A 22,801-nucleotide genomic window follows, 5' to 3' on the forward strand; every position below is an offset into this window, starting at 1 on the left:
TTTCGACTTAGGTTTTTTTGTGTTTATTTTTATGTGCCAAATATCATAATTCATATATTTAATAACCTGAAAGAAGAAAAAGAATGAAAATGAGGCTATTTAAAGGAATAAATATGAAAAGAGTGTTGATATTCTTTCATTATTATCCTTAGTATAAATAAAAGGAATGAAAATGATATACTTATATTAAAGCGTACCGAATTAGTATATAAACTGCCATGTGTATGATAGATCTCTAGAAATATATATTCTAATTTCCTATCCTTCTTGCATATAGTTACAATTATTCTTTTGAATATAACTAAAACACGAACGTTATTGATGAGTAATAAAAAAACATTCGATTATTTGTTGACATTGTTTATGAAATATTGTTAATATAGCCATAGAAAGAATAATATATAAGACCTCATATAATCGCGGGGATATGGCCTGCAAGTCTCTACCTAACGACCGTTATTCGTTAGACTATGAGGGAAAGTCACTCGGTATTTTTCTATTCACAAGGGATACGTATGCCTGAGTAGAGCACTTTCTCTCATAGTAAAAAGAGAAACTGTTCTATTTCAGGCTTTTTTTATTTGAATCGGGGGGATTCTAATATGAAATCACTAGTTGGAGTCATAATGGGAAGCACGTCAGACTGGGAAACAATGAAATATGCTTGTGACATTTTAGATGAATTAAATATACCGTATGAGAAAAAAGTTGTATCCGCTCATCGGACTCCGGATTATATGTTTGAATATGCAGAGACGGCTCGTGAACGTGGATTGAAAGTTATTATTGCTGGAGCTGGTGGAGCAGCGCATTTACCAGGAATGGTTGCAGCGAAGACGAATCTTCCTGTAATCGGAGTTCCAGTTCAATCAAAAGCGTTAAACGGCTTAGATTCATTATTATCCATCGTCCAAATGCCAGGAGGGGTTCCAGTTGCAACTGTTGCAATTGGTAAGGCTGGTTCAACAAATGCTGGTTTACTTGCTGCACAAATACTTGGATCATTCCATGATGATATACATGATGCATTAGAATTGAGAAGAGAAGCAATTGAAAAAGATGTGCGTGAAGGTAGTGAGCTAGTATGACGAGAATCATCTTACCTGGAAAAACAATCGGCATTATTGGAGGCGGCCAGCTAGGAAGAATGATGGCATTGGCAGCTAAGGAGATGGGATATAAAATTGCTGTTTTAGATCCTACAAAAAATTCACCATGTGCACAAGTTGCTGATATTGAAATTGTTGCATCATATGACGATTTAAAAGCAATTCAGTATTTAGATGAGATTAGTGATGTTGTCACATATGAATTTGAGAATATTGATTATAGATGTTTACAATGGCTTGAAAAACATGCTTACTTACCGCAAGGCAGTCAGTTGTTAAGTAAAACGCAAAATCGTTTTACAGAAAAGAATGCGATTGAGAAAGCGGGGTTACCAGTAGCAACGTATAGATTCGTTCAAAATCAAGATCAGCTTACTGAAGCAATCACTGAGTTATCATATCCTTCCGTATTAAAAACGACGACAGGCGGATATGATGGGAAAGGTCAAGTTGTTTTAAGAAGTGAGGCTGACTTTGATAAAGCGCGAGAGCTTGCGAATGCAGCAGAGTGTATTTTAGAGAAATGGGTGCCTTTTGAAAAAGAAGTATCAGTTATTGTCATTCGTAGTGTAAGTGGTGAAACGAAAGTATTCCCGGTAGCGGAAAATATTCATGTAAATAACATTTTGCATGAATCTATCGTTCCAGCTCGCATTACAGAAGAACTTTCTCAAAAAGCAATTGCTTATGCAAAAGTGCTCGCGGATGAACTAGAACTTGTGGGAACACTAGCGGTAGAGATGTTTGCTACAGCTGATGGTGAGATTTACATTAATGAACTAGCACCAAGACCTCACAATTCAGGACACTATACACAGGATGCATGTGAAACGAGTCAATTCGGTCAACATATTCGAGCAATCTGTAATTTACCTCTTGGAGAAACAAATTTGTTAAAACCAGTTGTCATGGTAAACATTTTAGGCGAACATATAGAAGGGGTCCTAAGACAAGTGAATAGATTAACCGGGTGCTATTTACACTTGTATGGAAAAGAAGAAGCAAAAGCGCAGCGAAAAATGGGGCATGTTAATATTTTAAATGATAATATTGAAGTCGCTCTAGAAAAAGCGAAGAGTTTGCATATTTGGGACCATCAAGAACAACTGTTGGAGGGAAAAAGATGATTAGTCGTTATACACGCCCAGAAATGGGTGCAATTTGGACGGAAGAGAACAAATTTAAAGCGTGGTTAGAAGTTGAGATTTTAGCTTGTGAAGCATGGGCTGAGCTTGGCGATATTCCAAAAGAAGATGTTAAGAAAATTCGTGAGCATGCATCATTTGATATTGATCGTATTTATGAAATTGAAAAAGAGACACGTCATGACGTAGTTGCATTCACTCGTGCTGTATCAGAAACACCAGCATTAGGCGAGGAACGTAAATGGGTTCATTACGGTTTAACATCTACAGACGTAGTAGATACAGCGTTATCTTACATTTTAAAACAAGCGAATGAAATCATATTAAAAGACTTAGAAAACTTTGTAAGCATTTTAGCTAACAAAGCGAAAGAGCATAAATACACAATCATGATGGGAAGAACACATGGTGTTCATGCAGAACCAACAACATTTGGTTTAAAACTGGGTCTTTGGTATGAAGAGATGAAGCGTAATGTAGAGCGTTTCAAGCAAGCTGCTAATACAGTTCGCGTTGGTAAATTATCTGGTGCGGTTGGTACATATGCAAATATCGATCCATTCGTAGAAAAGTATGTTTGTGAGAACTTAGGATTAGAAGCAGCACCAATTTCAACACAAACATTGCAACGTGATCGTCATGCTCATTACATGTCAACACTTGCATTAATCGCAACATCTATCGAAAAGATGGCAGTTGAGATTCGTGGTTTACAAAAGAGTGAAACACGTGAAGTTGAAGAGGCTTTCGCAAAAGGTCAAAAAGGTTCTTCTGCAATGCCGCATAAGCGTAATCCAATTGGATCTGAAAATATGACTGGTTTAGCTCGTGTTATCCGCGGTTATATGATGACAGCTTATGAGAATGTTCCATTATGGCATGAGCGTGATATTTCTCACTCTTCAGCAGAACGCGTAATTTTACCAGATGCTACAATCGCGTTAAATTACATGCTAAACCGCTTTGGTAATATTGTTAAAAACTTAACTGTATACCCAGAGAATATGAAACGTAATATGACAAGAACATACGGCTTAATTTATTCTCAGCGCGTAATGCTTACATTAATCGATAAAGGTATGGTACGTGAAGAAGCTTACGATATCGTACAGCCTAAAGCGATGGAAGCTTGGGAAACACAAGTACAATTTAAAGAGCTTGTAGAAGCTGATGAGCGTATTACGAGCAAGTTAACACAAGAAGAAATTAATGAATGCTTCAACTATGAGCATCATATGCAACACGTTGATACAATCTTTGAACGCCTAGGATTAAACGAAGCGTAAAATTTCATATGGCACAGAATAGAGTCATTCTGTGCCATTCTTTATAAAAACATTATTCACATTTTTCAAACTACAGGGGGCTTGCGAAATGCAAAAGCTAGAATTGCTGTATGAAGGTAAGGCAAAAAGAATTTATCGTACAGAATCAGCAGATATGGTTTGGGTAGAGTACAAAGATAGTGCGACTGCTTTCAATGGGGAGAAAAAAGAGACGATTACAGGAAAAGGTCGTTTGAACAATGAGATTACAACTTTATTGTTCAGAAAGTTACAAGAAGTGGGAATTGAAACACATTTTGTTGAGAAGTTATCTGAGACAGAGCAACTTGTTAAAAAAGTGAGTATTATTCCTTTAGAAGTTGTCACAAGAAATGTAATTGCAGGAAGTCTTTCAAAACGATTAGGAATGGAAGAGGGAACTGTACTTGCAGAACCAATCGTAGAATTTTACTTCAAAGATGATGATTTAGGAGATCCGCTTGTAACGGAAGATCATATTCGTGTATTAAACGTTGCGTCGCCAGAGCAAGTAAGCGTATTACGAGAGATGGCTCTACAAATCAATCAAGTGTTGATTGATCATTTCGCAAGCTGTCGTGTAAGATTAGTAGATTTCAAATTAGAGTTTGGTGTAACGGAAGCAGGAGAAATTATTTTAGCGGATGAAATTTCACCAGATACTTGCCGTTTATGGGATGAAACGAGCAACGAAAAGTTCGATAAAGACGTATTCCGTCGCGACCTTGGAAATTTAACAGATGCTTATGAAGAAATTTTAAAACGTTTAGGGGGAATTTCACATGTATAAAGTTAAGGTATATGTAACATTAAGAGAAAGCGTATTAGATCCACAAGGAACAGCAGTAAAAGGAGCACTTCATAGCCTTTCATTCACAGAAGTACAAGATGTTCGAATTGGAAAGTATATGGAACTAACAATTGATAAATCGGTAACTGACTTAGATAGCAAGGTAAAGGAAATGTGTGAAAAACTATTAGCAAACGTTGTAATGGAAGACTTCCGTTATGAAGTTGAGGAGGTTGTCGCACAGTGAAATTTGCCGTAATAGTATTTCCAGGTTCGAACTGTGATGTTGACATGTTCCATGCAATTAAAGATGAGCTTGGCGAAGAAGTAGATTACGTTTGGCACGATACAGAGAATTTAGATGAGTATGATGCAATTCTACTACCAGGTGGATTCTCTTACGGTGACTACTTACGCTGCGGTGCTATCTCTCGCTTTGCAAATGCAATGAAAGCAGTGCAAAAAGCTGCTGAGCAAGGAAAGCCAATTTTAGGTGTATGTAATGGATTCCAGATTCTTGTTGAATCAGGATTACTACCAGGAGCGTTAATGAGAAACGAAAACTTAAAATTTATGTGTCGCACTGTTCAGTTACGTGTTGAAAATAATGAAACGATGTTTACATCACAATATGAAAAAGATGAAGTAATCAATATTCCAATTGCACATGGTGAGGGGAATTACTATTGTGATGAAGAGACTCTTAAACAATTAGAAGAGAATAATCAAATCGCATTCCGTTACGTGGAAAACCCGAATGGTAGTGTTTCAGATATTGCAGGTATTGTGAACGAAAAAGGAAATGTACTTGGTATGATGCCACACCCAGAGCGTGCTGTAGATGAATTACTTGGCGGTGCTGAAGGGTTAAAAGTCTTTCAATCTATCTTAAAACAGTGGAGGGAAACATATGTCGTTAATGCTTGAACCAAATCCAACACAAATTAAAGAAGATCGCATATATGCGGAAATGGGGCTAACAGACGAAGAGTTTGCCATGGTTGAAAAGATTTTAGGCCGTCTGCCAAATTATACAGAAACAGGTTTATTCTCTGTAATGTGGTCTGAACATTGTAGTTATAAAAATTCAAAACCAGTGCTTAGAAAATTCCCAACAACAGGTGAGCGCGTCTTGCAAGGACCTGGGGAGGGTGCTGGAATTGTAGATATTGGTGATAATCAAGCGGTTGTATTTAAAATGGAAAGTCATAACCATCCTTCTGCTATTGAACCATATCAAGGAGCAGCAACAGGCGTTGGTGGTATTATCCGTGACGTATTCTCTATGGGGGCACGCCCAGTAGCTCTATTAAACTCACTTCGATTTGGGGAATTACAATCACCACGTGTGAAATATTTATTCGAAGAAGTAGTAGCAGGGATTGCAGGATACGGTAACTGTATCGGTATTCCGACTGTTGGCGGCGAAGTACAGTTTGATCCATGTTATGAAGGAAATCCACTTGTAAATGCAATGTGTGTAGGTTTAATTAACCACGAAGATATTAAAAAAGGGCAAGCGCACGGTGCTGGAAATACAGTAATGTACGTAGGAGCATCAACTGGTCGTGACGGTATTCACGGTGCAACATTCGCATCTGAAGAGTTATCTGAAAGCTCAGAAGCGAAGCGTCCAGCAGTTCAAGTAGGAGACCCATTTATGGAGAAACTTCTTATTGAAGCTTGCTTAGAACTTATTCAATCAGATGCACTTGTTGGAATTCAAGATATGGGTGCAGCTGGTTTAACATCATCTTCTGCAGAAATGGCAAGTAAAGCAGGAATGGGTATTGAAATGTACTTAGATGATGTACCACAGCGTGAAACAGGAATGACACCATATGAAATGATGCTATCTGAATCACAAGAGCGTATGTTAATTGTTGTGAAAAAAGGTAGAGAGCAAGAAATAGTAGATTTATTTGAGAAGTATGGTCTTGCAGCCGTTACGATGGGGAAAGTAACGGAAGACAAAATGCTTCGTTTATTCCATAAAGGTGAAATGGTAGCTGAAGTGCCAGCAGATGCCCTTGCAGAAGAAGCGCCAATTTATCATAAACCATCAAAAGAAGCAGCATACTTTGCTGAATTCCAGCAGATGAAAATGGAAACACCAAAAGTAGAAAATTATAAAGAAACGTTATTCGCTTTATTACAACAACCGACAATTGCAAGTAAAGAGTGGGTTTATGATCAATATGATTATCAAGTTCGTACAAGCACAGTTGTTACACCGGGTTCAGATGCAGCGGTTGTACGTGTACGCGGTACAGAAAAAGGATTAGCAATGACGACAGACTGTAACTCTCGCTACATTTATTTAGATCCAGAAGTGGGCGGTAAAATTGCAGTAGCAGAGGCAGCACGTAATATCGTATGTTCTGGAGGAGAGCCACTTGCAATTACAGATTGCTTAAACTTCGGTAATCCAGAAAAACCAGAAATCTTCTGGCAAATTGAGAAATCAGTAGATGGTATGAGTGAAGCTTGTCGTACATTACAAACACCAGTTATCGGCGGAAACGTATCAATGTATAACGAACGTAGTGGTGAAGCGGTATATCCAACACCGACAGTTGGGATGGTTGGACTAGTACATGACTTAAAACATGTAACAACACAAGAGTTTAAGCAAGCTGGCGATTTAGTTTATGTTATTGGAGAGACGAAAGCTGAGTTTGGTGGAAGTGAATTACAGAAAATGATTCACGGGAAAATTTTCGGCCAATCACCAAGTATCGATCTAGACGTAGAATTAAAACGTCAAAAACAAGTATTAGCAGCAATTCAAGCTGGCCTTGTTCAATCTGCTCATGATGTTGCTGAAGGTGGTTTAGCAGTTGCAATTTCAGAAAGTGCAATTGGTGCTAACGGCTTAGGTGCTACTGTGAAATTAGGCGGAGAAGAAACAGCAGCATTATTCGCTGAATCACAATCTCGCTTCGTGATAACAGTAAAACGTGAAAATAAAGAAGCGTTCGAGAAAGCGGTAGAAGCAATTCAAGTTGGAGAAGTGACAAATACAAATGAAGTAACAATTCATAATGAAGAAAATGAAGTATTACTTACAGCAAATGTAGATGAAATGAGAAAGGCTTGGAAAGGGGCAATCCCATGCTTGCTGAAATAAAGGGGTTAAATGAAGAATGTGGCGTTTTCGGAATTTGGGGGCATGAAAATGCAGCACAAGTTTCATACTACGGATTGCATAGTTTACAGCACCGTGGGCAAGAAGGCGCAGGCATCGTCGTAAATAATGGGGAAAAAATCGTCGGTCACAAGGGGTTAGGTTTAATATCGGAAGTGTTTTCAAGAGGTGAACTAGAAGGATTGAACGGAAAATCAGCAATTGGACACGTACGATACGCGACGGCTGGTGGAAGTGAAGTAGCTAACGTTCAACCATTATTATTCCGTTTTTCTGATCATAGTATGGCATTAGCTCATAACGGGAATTTAATTAATGCAAAAATGCTTCGCCGCGAATTAGAGGCAGAGGGAAGTATTTTTCAAACAAGTTCAGATACAGAAGTACTTTTACATCTTATTAAACGTAGTACGAAAGATTCATTAATTGAAAGTGTAAAAGAGGCTTTAAATAAAGTGAAGGGTGCATTTGCGTATCTTTTACTAACTGGAAATGAAATGATCGTTGCGTTAGATCCAAATGGGTTCCGTCCTCTTTCAATTGGAAAGATGGGTGATGCTTACGTTGTAGCATCAGAAACATGTGCTTTTGATGTAGTAGGTGCAACATACATTCGTGATGTAGAACCGGGTGAGTTACTTATCATTAATGATGAAGGAATTCACGTAGATCGTTTCACAAATGATGTAGAACATGCAATTTGCAGCATGGAATACATTTACTTCGCACGCCCAGATTCAAATATTGCTGGTGTTAACGTCCATGCAGCACGTAAAAACATGGGAAAACGTTTGGCGGCAGAGGCTCCTATTGAAGCTGATGTTGTTACTGGTGTACCAGACTCTAGTATTTCAGCAGCAATTGGTTATGCGGAAGCGACAGGCATTCCATATGAGTTAGGATTAATTAAAAATCGTTATGTCGGACGTACGTTTATTCAACCTTCGCAAGAACTGCGAGAGCAAGGGGTTAAGATGAAGCTTTCAGCAGTAAGAGGTGTAGTTGAAGGAAAACGAGTTGTTATGATTGACGATTCTATCGTACGAGGAACAACGAGTAAACGAATTGTTCGTATGCTTCGTGAGGCTGGAGCGACAGAAGTTCACGTAAGAATAGCTTCGCCACCTCTGAAATATCCATGTTTCTACGGTATTGATATTCAAACGAGAAAAGAATTAATTGCAGCAAATCATACAGTAGAAGAAATTCGTGAAATAATTGGTGCAGACTCATTAACATTTTTAAGTGAAGATGGATTAGTAGATGCAATTGGACGTCCATATGAAGGGAAATACGGCGGCCTATGTATGGCGTACTTCAATGGAGATTATCCAACAGCTCTTTATGATTATGAGCAAGAGCTTTTAGAAAGTATGAAATAAGAAGAAAAAAGCTTCTACTTCTTTTGATGTAGAAGCTAGCTTCTTTCTTAAAACGGCCCGCACAGGATAGGGAGAAATTAAAAGACGAGGTGTAGATAACGATGGCGAATGCATATAAGCAAGCAGGAGTAGATATTGAAGCTGGATATGAAGCGGTATCTCGCATGAAAAAACACGTACAAACAACAATGAGAAAAGAAGTACTAGGCGGTTTAGGCGGTTTTGGAGGTATGTTTGATCTATCAAAATTTGCATTAAAAGAACCTGTATTAGTATCTGGAACAGATGGCGTGGGAACGAAATTGATGCTCGCTTTTATGGCAGATAAACATGACACAATTGGTATTGATGCAGTAGCGATGTGTGTAAATGATATTGTTGTCCAAGGAGCAGAGCCGCTTTTCTTCCTTGATTATATTGCTTGTGGTAAAGCTGAACCTAGTAAAATTGAAAACATCGTCAAAGGTATATCAGAGGGCTGTCGCCAAGCTGGTTGTGCATTAATTGGTGGAGAAACAGCTGAAATGCCAGGAATGTATTCTACAGAAGAGTATGATTTAGCTGGTTTTACAGTTGGGATTGTTGATAAAAAGAAAATTGTAACAGGTGAAAAAATTGAAGCTGGTCACGTATTAATTGGCTTGGCATCTAGTGGTATTCATAGTAACGGTTATTCTCTAGTACGAAAAGTATTACTAGAAGATGGAGAATTATCTTTAGATCGCATTTACGGACGCTTAGAACTACCTCTTGGTGAAGAGTTATTAAAACCAACGAAAATTTATGTCAAACCTATTTTAGAACTATTGAAGAAATATGAAGTATACGGTATGGCGCATATTACAGGTGGCGGATTCATTGAAAATATTCCACGTATGTTACCAGAAGGAATCGGTGCAGAAATTGAATTAGGATCTTGGAAAATTCAACCGATTTTCAGTTTACTTCAGGAGGTTGGAAAACTAGAAGAGAAAGAAATGTTCAATATTTTTAACATGGGTATTGGTATGGTAGTAGCGGTGAAGGAAGAAGAAGCAAAAGATATCATTCGTCTTCTTGAAGAACAAGGAGAAACAGCTTGTATTATTGGACGTACTGTACAAGGGGCTGGCGTTACCTTCAATGGAGGAACAGCACTATGAGTAGATTAGCAGTTTTTGCTTCTGGAAGTGGCTCTAACTTTCAATCTCTCATCAATGCGGTAGAAGAAAAAAGATTAGGCGCAGAGATTAGTTTATTAGTATGTGATAAACCAGAAGCACGTGCCGTTGGACGGGCACATTATCATCATATTCCATGTTTCGCTTTTTCAGCGAAAGCATATGAGTCAAAAGAAGCATTTGAAAAAGAAATATTAAAGAAGCTAGAAGAGTATGAAATTGATTATGTTATTTTAGCTGGATATATGCGCTTAATTGGACCGACTTTACTAGAAGCTTACGGCGGCAGGATTATTAATATTCATCCATCACTATTACCGAGTTTTCCAGGGAAAGATGCTGTTGGCCAAGCGTTAGAAGCAGGTGTGAAAGTAACTGGAGTAACGATTCATTATGTAGATGCAGGTATGGATACAGGGCCAATTATTGCACAAGAAGCAGTAGTTGTTTCTGATGGGGATACGAGAGAAAGCTTACAAAAGAAAATTCAACAAGTTGAACATAAATTATACGTAAATACAGTGAATCAAATTGTTCAATCTGTGAAAGAACCAACTGTTAACTAACATACAATCAGGGGTGAAGGATAAATGAAAAAGCGTGCATTAGTAAGTGTTTCAGATAAAACAGGAGTAGTAGAATTTGTTAAAGGTTTACTAGAACAAGGGATCGAAGTTATATCAACAGGTGGTACGAAAAAATTACTAGAAGAAAACGGCTTACAAGTAATTGGTATTTCTGAAGTAACTGGGTTCCCAGAAATTATGGATGGTCGTGTGAAAACATTACATCCAAATATTCATGGTGGTCTATTAGCAGTTCGCGATAATGAAACGCATGTAGCGCAAATGAATGAGTTAGGTATAAAGCCAATTGATTTTGTTGTTGTTAACTTATACCCATTCAAAGAAACAATCGCTAAGCCTGATGTAACATTTGCTGATGCAATTGAAAACATTGATATCGGTGGCCCAACAATGATTCGCTCTGCTGCGAAAAATCATAAATTTGTATCGGTAATTGTAGATCCAGTAGATTATGATGTTGTATTAGCAGAATTGAGAGAGAACGGTGAAGTAAAAGAAGAAACGAAACGTAAATTAGCAGCGAAAGTATTCCGTCATACAGCGGCATATGATGCGTTAATCTCTAACTACTTAACAAAGCAAATGGGCGAAGAAAGCCCAGAAACATTAACAGTGACATTTGAGAAAAAACAAGATTTACGCTATGGAGAAAATCCGCATCAAAAAGCAACATTCTATAAAGCACCATTCGCTGTAACTTCTTCTGTTGCGTACGCAGAACAATTACACGGTAAAGAATTATCTTATAACAATATTAACGATGCAGATGCAGCGCTTAGTATCGTGAAAGAATTTACAGAGCCAGCAGTAGTAGCAGTAAAACATATGAATCCATGTGGTGTTGGAGTAGGAACTGATATTCATGAAGCGTACACGCGCGCTTATGAAGCAGACCCAGTATCAATTTTTGGAGGCATTATTGCAGCGAATCGTGAAATCGACAAGGCTACAGCTGAAAAGTTACACGAAATTTTCTTAGAAATTATTATTGCGCCTTCTTTCTCACAAGAAGCTTTAGAAGTGTTGCAAAATAAGAAAAACTTACGCTTACTAACTGTAAATATTGAAAAAGCGACAAGTGCAAGTAAAAAACTAACTTCTGTACAAGGTGGTCTTCTTGTTCAAGAGGAAGATACGTTATCATTAGATGAAAGTACAATTTCAATTCCAACGAAACGCGAACCATCAGAACAAGAGTGGAAAGATTTAAAACTAGCTTGGAAAGTTGTAAAACATGTGAAATCAAACGCAATTGTTTTAGCGAATGATAACATGACAGTTGGTGTAGGGGCAGGACAGATGAACCGTGTAGGCTCTGCAAAAATTGCCATCACACAAGCTGGCGAAAAAGCACAAGGTAGCGCACTTGCATCAGATGCTTTCTTCCCAATGCCAGATACAGTAGAAGAAGCAGCAAAAGCAGGAATTACAGCAATCATTCAGCCAGGCGGATCAATCCGTGACGAAGATTCTATTAAAGTGGCGGATAAGTATGGGATTGCTATGGTGTTCACTGGCGTACGTCATTTCAAACATTAATAGAGGATGTTTAAAAAAGTCCGGTCAAGATAACAGTCGCATGTCGTCGTTGCATTGCCAGTGCGGTACTCATGTAGGAAAACTACACTCCGTGTCCTCCTGTCAAATGCGCCTCGACCTGCTCGGTTCTCTTGATCCTCCTTTTTAAACTTTTATTTATATGAAACCAAACTAGGAGCATAGCTTCTAGTTTGTACTTATTTAAGTATCGGGGGATGAAATATGAATGTTTTAGTAATCGGTCGCGGTGGACGTGAGCATGCTTTAGCTTGGAAGTTTGCACAATCTGAAAAGGTAGAAAAGGTATATGTAGCACCGGGTAATGAAGGTATGCGCGATGTTGCAACACCAGTTGATATTGATGAAAATGATTTTGATGCATTAGTTTTATTTGCTAAAGAGAATAAGGTTGAATTAACTTTTGTTGGACCAGAAATTCCGCTTATGAATGGAATTGTTGATCGCTTTAATGAAGAGGGGATTCGTGTATTTGGCCCAAATAAAGCGGCTGCTGTTATTGAAGGTAGTAAAGCTTTTACGAAAGAATTGATGAAAAAATATGATATTCCAACTGCGGCATATGAAACTTTTACAGACTATGAAGAGGCAGTACAGTATATTGAAAAAGTTGGTGCACCAATCGTTATTAAAGCTGACGGTCTAGCTGCTGGTAAAGGTGTAACAGTAGCGATGACGCTTGAAGAGGCGTTACAAGCTGTAAAAGAAATGTTACAAGATGTAAAGTTCGGTGAAGCGAGTAAGAAGGTTGTTATTGAAGAATTTTTAGATGGACAAGAATTTTCATTAATGGCATTTGTGAATGGAGCAACTGTGCATCCGATGGTAATTGCTCAAGATCATAAACGAGCTTTTGATGGTGATAAAGGCCCAAATACAGGCGGGATGGGTGCATATTCTCCAGTACCACAAATTCCGGAATCAGCAGTTCAAGAAGCGATAAAAACAGTATTACATCCAACTGCTAAAGCGATGATTGCAGAAAATCGATCGTTTACAGGGATTTTATATGCGGGACTTATTTTAACAAATGATGGCCCAAAGGTAATTGAATTTAATGCACGCTTTGGCGACCCTGAAACGGAAGTAGTATTACCACGCTTAGAAAATGATTTAGTGGATGTATGTACCGCTGTATTAGATGAAAGTGAGTTAGCATTAAAATGGTCAGAAGAAGCGGTAATCGGTGTTGTGCTTGCTTCTAAAGGATATCCAGAAGCTTATAAAAAGGGTGATATTATTAGCGGGCTAGATGCATTACAAGATGTGATTGTTTTCCATGCAGGTACAGCGATGAAGCATGGTGACTTTGTAACAAATGGTGGTCGTGTACTATTTGTTGCTTGTAAAGCAAATAGTTTACAAGAAGCGAAAGATAAGGTGTATAAAGAAATCGGTAAAATTGAGAGTGATGGTCTGTTTTACCGAAGTGATATAGGATATCGTGCAATTGGGCATGAGATGACGAGAAGCTAATATGTAAAAATCCCGCTGATTTCTCAGCGGGATTTTTTATGCATCTTTATCTTTTTTCAATTTCCCTTTTTGCTTTGCCATCTCTCGAAGCAAATATTCGATGTGTGCATTGACGCTACGAAACTCATCATTCGCCCATTTTTCGATGACTGCGTGTAATTCAGGATCAATACGTAATGGAAAGCTTTTCTTTTTAGCCATAATGATTTACAACCTTTTAGTATAGGCTTCCTGTATTAATAACCGGTTGCGCACCTTTATCTGAAACGATGGCAACTAATAAGTTGTTTACCATATTTGCTTTACGCTCGTCATCTAATTCCAGTACGCCTTCTTCATCTAGCATATGGATTGAATCTTTTGCCATCTTTACAGCACCTTCAACAATCTCTTTTCTAGCAGCTAATACTGCTTTTGCTTGTTGACGTTGTAGCATTGCATGGGCAATTTCTGTTGCATAAGCTAAATGTGTTAAACGAGTTTCTAATACTTCTACGCCAGCAATTTCAAGGCGTGCTTCTAACTCACGTTTTAATTCTTCAGAGACTTCTTCAGTATTTCCACGTAATGTAATGCAGGTTTCATCTTGGAAATTGTCATAAGGATATTTCGTTGCAACGTGGCGGATTGCCGTTTCACTTTGAATTTCTACAAATCGATCATAATGTTCAACGCCGAACATCGCTTTTGCAGAATCAACAACTTTATAGACGATAACAGCTGCAATTTCAATTGGATTTCCGTCAACATCATTTACTTTTAATTTCTTACTATTAAAGTTTTCAACACGTAACGATACAGTTTGACGGAATGCGAACGGAATCGTTAAAAATAAACCGTTTTGACGAATTGTTCCTAAATAATTACCGAAAAACGTAATGACTTTTGCTTGGTTTGGTTGAACAATACCAATACCTGTAGCAAGAACTGCAGCTAAAATAATAGTTAATGCTGCTCCTATGAAAATTTCTTGCACGAGGAAAAATACACCGATAGCGGCTAAAATCAAAATTCCAATAATTCCAAGAAAACCATTAACATAAAATACTTGTTTTTCTTTCATATGATCGCCTCCTGATATTAAAATGATATCATTTTTATATCATTTTAATCAAGGGGGTTGCACCTAATTTTCTGAATTTTATTGATTAGGTATATTTTATGTATATTTCAAGGTTCAAAATAAGAATATACGTTCTGTTTTGTGGTAAAATAAAGAAGACTTAACCGCCCACTGCAGCAGCTAAGTCCCTTTGAGAGCATCTTACATCGTGACAAATGATTCAAAGCGGTTTTGCCAGGATTATATCTTCAATCGCTGACTCAATCTCTTTGTCAGAAGCGTCATAACTTCCATTTGACCGTGGTTTGTCATGATTGGAAGTTTGGTTCACTTCTTCTTTAGTATGTCCCTTTTCAGCGAAATTCATGCTAGGCATTTTAAATGCCCCCATATTCATGTATTTTCCGAATTTCCACATTTCAACAACAGGGCAGAAACGAACAATTCCCTCTGCAATTTTCATTGCACCAATCCATAGCAAGACGTTAGACCAAGTGCACCACGGCTTACGTACAAGTTTAGCGCTACTACAGCCGAAGAGAATAAGTCCGAGTGTAATTCGAATTAGGGCATTTATTGTACCGATGTTTTGCTTCATTAGAAAAACACTCCTTTTTATGAAAGTTGAAATAGATAATACTATTTCTCTTATTAGTATCCCGCGTGATTTTTGGGATATGTAATCCAACATTTGACGGTGAAAAAGATGTTGGAATGTGCGTGTGTGTAAGTAGCTTTTTTTGTTATAATGAAAGAATGCATAAAAGGAAGTTCAAAATTAAACCCTCTCGTTTGAAAAAATGTGGAAGAGGGAATTCCAAACTTAATTCTCCGTTGTAAACAAATATTTAAGATGAAGTTAAAAAAATCCTAATGAAAATAAGCTGTTATTTTGAACAGAAATATACATAAATAGAGAAAAGAAAGGGTGTTTTCATGTACGATATTTCCGGGTGGAAACATGTATTTAAGCTAGATCCAAATAAGGAGTTAAGTGACGAACATTTGGAAATGATTTGTGAGTCTGGAACAGATGCAGTTATTGTAGGCGGAAGTGATGGAGTGACAATCGATAATGTATTACACATGCTAGTTAGTATTCGTAGATATGCAGTTCCTTGTGTGTTGGAGGTTTCTGATGTAGAAGCAATTACACCAGGATTTGATTTTTATTATATCCCAAGCGTTTTAAATAGCCGAAAGGTAGAATGGATAACAGGCGTTCATCATGAGGCTTTGAAAGAATTTGGGGATATTATGGATTGGGACGAAATTTTCATGGAAGGGTATTGTGTTTTAAATCCTGAAGCGAAAGTAGCTCAGCTTACAGATGCGAAATGTGATGTAACAGAAGATGATGTGATTGCATACGCGCGTTTAGCAGACAAGCTATTACGTTTACCGATATTTTACTTAGAATATAGCGGTACGTATGGAGACGTTGAACTTGTTAAGAGTGTAAAAGCACAATTGAAACAAGCTAAGTTATATTATGGCGGCGGTATTTCCAATGCAGAACAAGCGAAGGAAATGGCACAGTACGCTGATACGGTAGTTGTTGGAAATATTATTTATGATGATATAAAAGCAGCGTTAAAAACGGTTAAAGCAGTAAAAGGAGAGTAGGTGCAGGCGTATATGAGTATGACAGATAAGTTATTAAATGGTTTAAATCCGCAGCAACAAAAAGCAGTACAAGCAACGAACGGACCACTTCTATTAATGGCAGGCGCAGGTAGTGGTAAAACACGTGTGTTAACACATCGTATTGCGTATTTACTTGGTGAAAAAGGTGTAGCACCATGGAATGTACTAGCTATTACCTTCACAAATAAAGCCGCTCGTGAAATGCGCGAGCGTATTGATACACTTGTCGGACCAGAAGCGGAAGACATTTGGATTTCTACGTTCCACTCTATGTGTGTTCGTATTTTACGACGTGATATCGATCGTATTGGTATTAATCGTAACTTTACAATTTTAGATTCAGGCGATCAGTTAACTGTAGTCAAAAAAATTATGAAAGAGCGTAATATTGATCCGAAGAAATTTGAGCCTCGCTCTATTTTAGCTGGCATTAGTAATGCGAAAAATGAATTGTTATCTGCGGATAAATACGCAAAAAAAATTACAATCGCTGATCCATATGAAAAATTAACGAGCGATGTATATACAGAATATCAAAAGCGTCTCCTGAAAAATAACTCATTAGACTTTGATGATTTAATTATGACAACGATTCAGTTATTTGAACGTGTTCCAGAAGTACTAGAGTTTTATCAGCGTAAATTCCAGTATATTCACGTGGATGAGTATCAAGATACGAACAAAGCACAGTACCTTCTTGTTAAGCATTTAGCCGCACGGTTTAAAAATTTGTGCGTTGTCGGTGATTCTGATCAGTCTATTTATCGCTGGCGTGGTGCAGACATTTCTAATATTTTGTCATTCGAAAAAGACTATGAGAATGCGCAAGTTATTTTGTTAGAACAAAACTATCGTTCATCACAAAATATTTTAAATGCAGCGAACGCTGTTATTGAAAAAAATACGAATCGTAAACCGAAGAAGTTATGGACTGATAATGAAGTTGGAAGCAAAATCTCGTACTATCGTGCTGCAACGGAAAAAGACGAAGCGTACTTTGTTGCGAAAAAAATTCGTGACGATATTCAAATGGGAAAACGAAAATATACTGATTTTGCCGTGTTATATCGTACGAATGCGCAGTCGCGTATGGTCGAGGAGATTTTCCTGAAATCTAATATTCCTTACAAAATTGTCGGCGGTACGAAGTTCTACGATCGTAAAGAGATTAAAGACATTTTGGCGTATTTACGTTTAATTGGAAATCCAGATGATGAGATTAGTTTCGCACGTATTATAAACGTGCCAAAGCGCGGAATTGGTGCGACTTCTATCGATAAAATTATTAATTACGGTGTGCAAAATGGAATTTCATTAACGGCTGTATTTGATGAGATTGAGCATGTTGGAGTAAGTGCGAAGGTTACAAAGGCAGTAAAAGAATTCGCAGGTTTATTACACAACTGGGTAAATATGCAAGAGTATTTATCTGTTACAGAATTAGTGGAAGAAGTTATTGAAAAAACAGGCTATCGCGATATGTTGAAAAACGAGCGTACTTTAGAAGCGGAAGGTCGTCTAGAGAACTTAGATGAGTTTTTATCTGTTACGCAAACATTTGAATCTCAAAGCGAAGATAAGAGCCTTGTTGCATTCTTAACAGACTTAGCACTTGTTGCTGATATTGATCGTGTAGATGAAGATCCAATTGCTGGTGAAGAAGTTATTTTAATGACAATGCACTCAGCGAAAGGATTAGAATTCCCGGTTGTCTTTATTGTTGGTTTGGAGGAAGGAATATTCCCACATACTCGCTCTCTGATGGAAGAAGATGAAATGCAAGAAGAGCGCCGTCTTGCTTATGTAGGTATTACTCGCGCAGAAGAAGAGTTATATTTATCCAATGCACAAATGCGTACTTTATTTGGTAGAACAAGTATGAACGCCGCATCTCGATTTATTACAGAAATCCCGGCAGAACTAGTGGAATCATTAAATGAAACAGCACCAAAGCGTGAAACTTCGTTTGGTGCAAAAGGAAGAACGGCTAGTAGCAGTAAAACGACAGTCACAACTACAACACGCTCTCGTTCAGCTTTCGCGCGTCCTGCAGCTAAGACGACAGGCGGCGAACAAATTGGCTGGGCAGTAGGCGATAAAGCTTCCCACCAAAAATGGGGAGTCGGTACAGTTGTAAGTGTAAAAGGTGAAGGTGATGCAAAAGAATTAGATATTGCGTTCCCAAGCCCAATTGGTGTTAAACGTTTGTTAGCAAAATTTGCACCTGTGACGAAACAATAGGAAAGGAATGAGGATATGTCAAAAGAGATAGCAAAACAACGTATAGAAGAATTACGTGATTTATTAAATACATTTAACTATCAATATCACGTATTAGACAATCCTTCTGTTTCTGATGCGGAGTACGACCGTAATATGCAAGAGCTTATAAAATTAGAAGCAGAGAACCCAGAGTTTATGAGTGAAGACTCTCCCTCCATTCGTGTTGGGGGAACGGTTCTTGATATATTTGAAAAAGTAACACATAAGTCACCGATGTTAAGTTTAGGAAATGCATTTAACGAAGGAGATTTACGTGATTTCGACCGACGAGTACGCCAAGGAATTGATGGTGCGAATGTAAGATATATATGTGAATTAAAAATTGACGGACTTGCTGTTTCACTTCATTATGAAAAAGGACGCTTTATTCAAGGAGCAACACGTGGTGATGGTGTAACAGGTGAAGATATTACCCAAAATTTAAAAACGATTAAAGCGATTCCGCTTTGTTTAAATGAAGAAGTAACGTTAGAAGCACGAGGCGAAGCCTATATGCCGAAGCGTTCATTCGTTAAGTTAAATGAAGAAAAAGAGCAAAATGGTGAAGATGTATTTGCGAATCCGCGTAACGCGGCAGCGGGATCAATACGTCAACTAGACCCAAAAATTGCAGCGAAGCGTAACTTATCTATGTTTGTATACGGTCTTGCGAATGTAGAGGGAAAAACAATTCCATCACATAGTGAATCGCTTGATTTCTTAGGTAAACTTGGATTCAAAACAAATCCAAATCGACGCACATGTGAAACAATTGAAGAGGTTATAGCTTATGTAGAAGAATGGCAAGAAAAACGCCCGCATCTTGATTATGAGATTGATGGAATCGTTATAAAAGTAGATGATGTTGCTCTTCAAGAAAGTCTAGGAACTACAGCAAAGAGTCCAAGATGGGCAATTGCTTATAAATTCCCGGCTGAAGAAGTTGTAACAAAATTAACAGGTATTGAATTAAGTGTTGGTCGCACGGGGGTTGTAACACCGACTGCAGAGCTAGAGCCAGTGAGAGTGGCTGGTACGATCGTTCGTCGAGCTTCTTTACATAACGAAGATTTAATTCGTGAAAAAGACATTCGAATTGGTGACTACGTAGTTGTAAAGAAGGCCGGAGATATTATCCCTGAAGTTGTGAACGTTATTTTCGATAAGCGTACTGGTGAGGAAGAAGAATATCATATGCCAACGCATTGCCCAGCATGTGAGAGTGAACTAGTTCGTTTAGAAGAAGAGGTAGCTCTTCGTTGTATAAATCCAACTTGTCCAGCTCAAATTCGAGAAGGGTTAATCCACTTCGTTTCAAGAAATGCAATGAATATTGATGGACTTGGAGAACGTGTCATTACACAACTCTTTGATGCTGATTATATTCGTACATTCGCTGATTTATATTCGTTGACGAAAGAGCAATTATTGCAGCTAGAACGATTCGGTGAAAAATCAGCAACGAATTTAGTACAAGCGATTGAGAATTCTAAAGAAAACTCATTAGAGCGATTATTATTTGGTCTTGGTATTCGCCATGTTGGAGCAAAAGCAGCACGTACATTTGCAGAGCATTTTGAAACGATGGATGCACTTGTGAAAGCAACGGAAGAAGAACTAAAAGCAATTAATGAGATTGGTGAGAAAATGGCTCAATCCGTCGTGACGTATTTTGATAATGAAGACGTATTAGAGTTATTGCAACAATTTAAAGAGTATGGCGTGAATATGGCATACAAAGGTATAAAAGTTACTGATTTACAAAATGTTGAGTCGTACTTCGCAGGAAAAACTGTCGTTTTAACAGGTAAATTAGAAGTTATGGGACGTAGTGAAGCGAAGAAGAAGATTGAGGCATTAGGTGGAAAAGTAACAGGAAGTGTTAGTAAAAGTACGGATTTAGTTGTTGCAGGTGAAGCGGCAGGTTCGAAATTAGCACAAGCGGAGAAGCATAATGTTGAGGTTTGGAATGAAGAGAGGTTCTTACAAGAGCTAAATAAGTAAGAGGTGCAAACTTACCATGAGAAAAATAGCATTAGCGGTATTAAGTCTTGGCCTACTTGTAAGTGGGTGTAGTGCAGGTACCGATAAAGATGAGAAATCGGGGAAAGCAAAAGAACAAGCAATCGTTCCGAAGTACGCTATTTCGGATGAATATTATAAAGCGACTATTCCATTTGAAGCAGGAGCGGCACGTGGATTAGTTGTACAAGGAGTAAGTAACCGCCTTGATATAGATGAATTTGAAACAGGATTAATGCGTATTGCGAAAGAATCCTTTAGTACGAAAGATCATTTCTTTAAAGGTGGAGATGTTCTAGATGCTCAAACTATACAAATGCTTGTTAAAAGAAAGCGTACAGATGCTGAGCAAAAGGAACTAGAGGACAAATTAAAAAAGGACGCAGTTAAATTTCCAAACATTGGCTTGAATCCGGCGTTAGGTGGAGGGTCTGAATCATTAGAGGAAAAAAATAAAAAAAATCCAATCTATATTTCAAATATTTTAGAGCATGATTATTATGTGAAAAAAGGCGAAACCGATGAACGCAAAGGCATAGTAGTTGGTTTAGCAATGAATTCGGTTCATAATTACGAGGAAGAGCATGGTTATCCGCGTGAGGCTAAAATTGAGCAAGAAAAAATGTTAGCTGAAGGGAAAAAAATGGCGCAAGAAATCTTGAAAGTTATGCATCAAAAAAAACCTGAAACAAAAAATCTTCCGATAACATTTGCAATTTATCGTCAGGCTCCAAAGGCTTCACTCGTGCCAGGTAACTTTGTTTCTTATGCAAATGTTGAAAAAGACAGTGAAACGGTTGAGGATTGGAAACAAATTAATGAGAAATATTATTTGTTCCCATCTGAACAAGCGAAAACAGATAATAAACGTGAAGATCTGGCGAGAGTATCAAACTTTAAAGCAAAACTAGGGGATTATTTCCAAGGAGACTATACAGCTGTTATCGGTACTGGTATGTATAGAGACGATGAATTAAGAGAAGTAAAGCTTGATATTCCTGTCCAGTTTAATGGGAAAGCAGAAATAATTGGCTTTACACAATATGTAGCTGGGCTTGTTATGGAATACTTCCCGAATTATATGAAAGTACAAGTAACGATTAAATCTGTAGAACGCCCAGAAGCGATTATTATACGTGAAGCGAAGCAAGATGAACCATTTGTGAAAATTTTAGATTAAATAGAAGGGCTGTTCCTTTGTGGAACGGCTTTTTTTCTTGGTGAATTTTGTTATAATTTAAAATGTTATAAATAATAGGGTAAGGGGTAAGCGCATGGACGAATTAAGTTTTCAAGTCATTATTTTATTAATTGCATTCGGCTTTTTAGCAGCTTTTATTGATTCAGTTGTTGGCGGCGGAGGATTAATTTCACTTCCGGCACTTATGTTTGTTGGTTTACCACCAGCTTCGGCAATTGCAACGAATAAATTAGCTGCAACGATGGGGACGTTTACGAGTGCGATTTATTTCATTCGATCGGGAAAGGTCGATTTTAAAATTGTAGGAAAGTTAATCCCGTTAACTATTATAGGGGCAGTCGCAGGTGCTTTAGTAGTAAAGTTTATTCCGCCGGATATTTTACGACCGTTAGTGCTTGTGATGTTGGTATTCATTGCCATTTATATTATTGCGAAAAAAGATTGGGGAAGTGTATCTACCTATAAGAAGATGACGAAAAGAAAAACATTAATATTTTTCTTTGTTATTTTAATGATAGGGTTTTACGATGGATTTTTTGGGCCAGGGACAGGATCCTTTTTAATTTTTGCATTTTTATTAATTGGTTTGGATTTTATTCAAGCGGCAGCATCTGGAAAACTTTTGAACTTTGTTAGTAATATCGTATCGTTAATTACTTTTTTATTTTTAGATATAATCCATTTTGAATACGGTATTATTATGGGGTTATCGATGATTTTGGGCGCTTATTTTGGCTCGAAGTTTGCGGTTCAAAAAGGTGTTGGATATGTAAGAACTTTATTTTTATTAGTAACTATTTTATTGATCGGAAAAAACGTTTTGGAATATACTCATATCTTGTAGAGTTATACATTTGTATAACTCTGTTTTTTTATTATATTTTAAAAATTAATTAATTTTTAAAATATAAGTCTAGGAATATTTGAATAAATCTAAATTATCGTGTA

At 37.6% G+C, this 22,801-nt stretch carries 20 protein-coding genes and 1 riboswitch; of the genes, 17 read left to right on the forward strand and 3 right to left on the reverse strand.

Translation table 11 applies throughout. The annotated features are described in order from the left end of the window. The first annotated feature begins 389 nt into the window (after window positions 1–389). Window positions 390–491, forward strand: a riboswitch (purine riboswitch). Window positions 492–602: 111 nt separating this feature from the next. The 12 genes from purE (at window position 603) to purD (ending at window position 13,658) form a co-directional block, all read left to right on the forward strand. Then, window positions 603–1,088 carry a 5-(carboxyamino)imidazole ribonucleotide mutase gene (gene purE / locus Q9B79_RS22465; RefSeq protein WP_000839367.1) on the forward strand — a complete coding sequence of 162 codons (486 nt, stop codon included), beginning with the start codon at window positions 603–605 and terminating at the stop codon, window positions 1,086–1,088. After that, window positions 1,085–2,236, forward strand: coding sequence for a 5-(carboxyamino)imidazole ribonucleotide synthase (gene purK, locus Q9B79_RS22470; RefSeq protein WP_306187785.1), 1,152 nt, complete (start codon window positions 1,085–1,087; stop codon window positions 2,234–2,236). Before purE ends, purK begins: the two co-directional genes overlap by 4 nt. Next, window positions 2,233–3,540 carry an adenylosuccinate lyase gene (gene purB, locus Q9B79_RS22475; protein WP_000625683.1) on the forward strand — a complete coding sequence of 436 codons (1,308 nt, stop codon included), beginning with the start codon at window positions 2,233–2,235 and terminating at the stop codon, window positions 3,538–3,540. Before purK ends, purB begins: the two co-directional genes overlap by 4 nt. Before the next feature lie 88 nt (window positions 3,541–3,628). Further along, window positions 3,629–4,348, forward strand: coding sequence for a phosphoribosylaminoimidazolesuccinocarboxamide synthase (gene purC, locus Q9B79_RS22480; RefSeq protein ID WP_306187787.1), 720 nt, complete (start codon window positions 3,629–3,631; stop codon window positions 4,346–4,348). After that, window positions 4,341–4,595, forward strand: a complete 255-nt coding sequence (gene purS, locus Q9B79_RS22485; protein ID WP_000278826.1) for a phosphoribosylformylglycinamidine synthase subunit PurS — start codon at window positions 4,341–4,343, stop codon at window positions 4,593–4,595. Before purC ends, purS begins: the two co-directional genes overlap by 8 nt. Then, the gene (purQ, locus tag Q9B79_RS22490; protein ID WP_000666779.1) at window positions 4,592–5,275 is read left to right on the forward strand and encodes a phosphoribosylformylglycinamidine synthase subunit PurQ; all 684 of its coding nucleotides are present in this window, start codon (window positions 4,592–4,594) and stop codon (window positions 5,273–5,275) included. The genes purS and purQ overlap by 4 nt, the downstream gene beginning before the upstream one ends. Beyond that, on the forward strand, window positions 5,259–7,478 hold the full coding sequence (purL, locus tag Q9B79_RS22495; RefSeq protein ID WP_306187791.1) for a phosphoribosylformylglycinamidine synthase II: 2,220 nt from the start codon (window positions 5,259–5,261) through the stop codon (window positions 7,476–7,478). Before purQ ends, purL begins: the two co-directional genes overlap by 17 nt. Then, a complete protein-coding gene (gene purF / locus Q9B79_RS22500) occupies window positions 7,463–8,878 on the forward strand; it encodes an amidophosphoribosyltransferase (protein ID WP_000879023.1) in 1,416 nt (471 codons plus the stop codon). The genes purL and purF overlap by 16 nt, the downstream gene beginning before the upstream one ends. 101 nt (window positions 8,879–8,979) lie before the next feature. Beyond that, entirely contained in the window at window positions 8,980–10,020 is a 1,041-nt protein-coding gene (gene purM, locus Q9B79_RS22505; protein ID WP_306187794.1) for a phosphoribosylformylglycinamidine cyclo-ligase, read from the forward strand. After that, a complete protein-coding gene (gene purN / locus Q9B79_RS22510) occupies window positions 10,017–10,604 on the forward strand; it encodes a phosphoribosylglycinamide formyltransferase (RefSeq protein ID WP_306187796.1) in 588 nt (195 codons plus the stop codon). Before purM ends, purN begins: the two co-directional genes overlap by 4 nt. 24 nt (window positions 10,605–10,628) lie before the next feature. Next, entirely contained in the window at window positions 10,629–12,164 is a 1,536-nt protein-coding gene (gene purH, locus Q9B79_RS22515; RefSeq protein ID WP_306187798.1) for a bifunctional phosphoribosylaminoimidazolecarboxamide formyltransferase/IMP cyclohydrolase, read from the forward strand. A gap of 222 nt (window positions 12,165–12,386) precedes the next feature. Next, window positions 12,387–13,658, forward strand: coding sequence for a phosphoribosylamine--glycine ligase (gene purD, locus Q9B79_RS22520; protein WP_306187800.1), 1,272 nt, complete (start codon window positions 12,387–12,389; stop codon window positions 13,656–13,658). A 36-nt stretch (window positions 13,659–13,694) separates the two neighbouring features. On the opposite strand, the gene Q9B79_RS22525 is transcribed toward purD, so the two are convergent. The 3 genes from Q9B79_RS22525 to Q9B79_RS22535 all read right to left on the reverse strand — a co-directional run bounded on the left by Q9B79_RS22525 (window position 13,695) and on the right by Q9B79_RS22535 (window position 15,319). After that, window positions 13,695–13,859: a type II toxin-antitoxin system antitoxin gene (locus tag Q9B79_RS22525; protein WP_001085171.1), complete on the reverse strand. Its 165-nt coding sequence runs from the start codon at window positions 13,857–13,859 to the stop codon at window positions 13,695–13,697. A 16-nt stretch (window positions 13,860–13,875) separates the two neighbouring features. After that, window positions 13,876–14,721, reverse strand: coding sequence for an SPFH domain-containing protein (locus Q9B79_RS22530; RefSeq protein WP_306187803.1), 846 nt, complete (start codon window positions 14,719–14,721; stop codon window positions 13,876–13,878). 220 nt (window positions 14,722–14,941) lie between these two features. After that, window positions 14,942–15,319 (reverse strand): YgaP family membrane protein, encoded by a 378-nt coding sequence (locus tag Q9B79_RS22535; protein ID WP_166703608.1) that lies wholly within the window; start codon window positions 15,317–15,319, stop codon window positions 14,942–14,944. Between the two features lie 338 nt (window positions 15,320–15,657). Between Q9B79_RS22535 and pcrB the strand changes: the two genes are divergently transcribed. The 5 genes from pcrB to Q9B79_RS22560 all read left to right on the forward strand — a co-directional run bounded on the left by pcrB (window position 15,658) and on the right by Q9B79_RS22560 (window position 22,697). Next, window positions 15,658–16,347: a heptaprenylglyceryl phosphate synthase gene (pcrB, locus tag Q9B79_RS22540; protein ID WP_306187807.1), complete on the forward strand. Its 690-nt coding sequence runs from the start codon at window positions 15,658–15,660 to the stop codon at window positions 16,345–16,347. Window positions 16,348–16,359: 12 nt separating this feature from the next. Next, window positions 16,360–18,609 carry a DNA helicase PcrA gene (gene pcrA, locus Q9B79_RS22545; protein ID WP_306187808.1) on the forward strand — a complete coding sequence of 750 codons (2,250 nt, stop codon included), beginning with the start codon at window positions 16,360–16,362 and terminating at the stop codon, window positions 18,607–18,609. Window positions 18,610–18,624: 15 nt separating this feature from the next. Beyond that, entirely contained in the window at window positions 18,625–20,634 is a 2,010-nt protein-coding gene (gene ligA / locus Q9B79_RS22550) for an NAD-dependent DNA ligase LigA (protein WP_306187810.1), read from the forward strand. A gap of 16 nt (window positions 20,635–20,650) precedes the next feature. Then, window positions 20,651–21,832, forward strand: coding sequence for a CamS family sex pheromone protein (locus Q9B79_RS22555; protein WP_306187811.1), 1,182 nt, complete (start codon window positions 20,651–20,653; stop codon window positions 21,830–21,832). Window positions 21,833–21,926: 94 nt separating this feature from the next. After that, complete coding sequence (locus tag Q9B79_RS22560) at window positions 21,927–22,697, forward strand: TSUP family transporter (RefSeq protein ID WP_306187812.1); 771 nt, start codon at window positions 21,927–21,929, stop codon at window positions 22,695–22,697. Window positions 22,698–22,801 lie beyond the last annotated feature (104 nt).

The sequence above is a fragment of the Bacillus sp. MHSD_36 genome (assembly GCF_030757775.1).
Classification (GTDB): Bacteria; Bacillota; Bacilli; order Bacillales; family Bacillaceae_G; genus Bacillus_A.

Coding starts and splice junctions, on each gene's coding strand:
- Q9B79_RS22555 (WP_306187811.1), top strand. CDS start 20,651: ATGAGAAAAATAGCATTAGCGGTATTAAGTCTTGGCCTACTTGTAAGT.
- purS (WP_000278826.1), top strand. CDS start 4,341: ATGTATAAAGTTAAGGTATATGTAACATTAAGAGAAAGCGTATTAGAT.
- purM (WP_306187794.1), top strand. CDS start 8,980: ATGGCGAATGCATATAAGCAAGCAGGAGTAGATATTGAAGCTGGATAT.
- purC (WP_306187787.1), top strand. CDS start 3,629: ATGCAAAAGCTAGAATTGCTGTATGAAGGTAAGGCAAAAAGAATTTAT.
- pcrB (WP_306187807.1), top strand. CDS start 15,658: ATGTACGATATTTCCGGGTGGAAACATGTATTTAAGCTAGATCCAAAT.
- purD (WP_306187800.1), top strand. CDS start 12,387: ATGAATGTTTTAGTAATCGGTCGCGGTGGACGTGAGCATGCTTTAGCT.
- ligA (WP_306187810.1), top strand. CDS start 18,625: ATGTCAAAAGAGATAGCAAAACAACGTATAGAAGAATTACGTGATTTA.
- pcrA (WP_306187808.1), top strand. CDS start 16,360: ATGAGTATGACAGATAAGTTATTAAATGGTTTAAATCCGCAGCAACAA.
- Q9B79_RS22535 (WP_166703608.1), bottom strand. CDS start 15,319: ATGAAGCAAAACATCGGTACAATAAATGCCCTAATTCGAATTACACTC.
- Q9B79_RS22560 (WP_306187812.1), top strand. CDS start 21,927: ATGGACGAATTAAGTTTTCAAGTCATTATTTTATTAATTGCATTCGGC.
- purF (WP_000879023.1), top strand. CDS start 7,463: ATGCTTGCTGAAATAAAGGGGTTAAATGAAGAATGTGGCGTTTTCGGA.
- purK (WP_306187785.1), top strand. CDS start 1,085: ATGACGAGAATCATCTTACCTGGAAAAACAATCGGCATTATTGGAGGC.
- purH (WP_306187798.1), top strand. CDS start 10,629: ATGAAAAAGCGTGCATTAGTAAGTGTTTCAGATAAAACAGGAGTAGTA.
- purL (WP_306187791.1), top strand. CDS start 5,259: ATGTCGTTAATGCTTGAACCAAATCCAACACAAATTAAAGAAGATCGC.
- purE (WP_000839367.1), top strand. CDS start 603: ATGAAATCACTAGTTGGAGTCATAATGGGAAGCACGTCAGACTGGGAA.
- Q9B79_RS22530 (WP_306187803.1), bottom strand. CDS start 14,721: ATGAAAGAAAAACAAGTATTTTATGTTAATGGTTTTCTTGGAATTATT.
- purB (WP_000625683.1), top strand. CDS start 2,233: ATGATTAGTCGTTATACACGCCCAGAAATGGGTGCAATTTGGACGGAA.
- Q9B79_RS22525 (WP_001085171.1), bottom strand. CDS start 13,859: ATGGCTAAAAAGAAAAGCTTTCCATTACGTATTGATCCTGAATTACAC.
- purN (WP_306187796.1), top strand. CDS start 10,017: ATGAGTAGATTAGCAGTTTTTGCTTCTGGAAGTGGCTCTAACTTTCAA.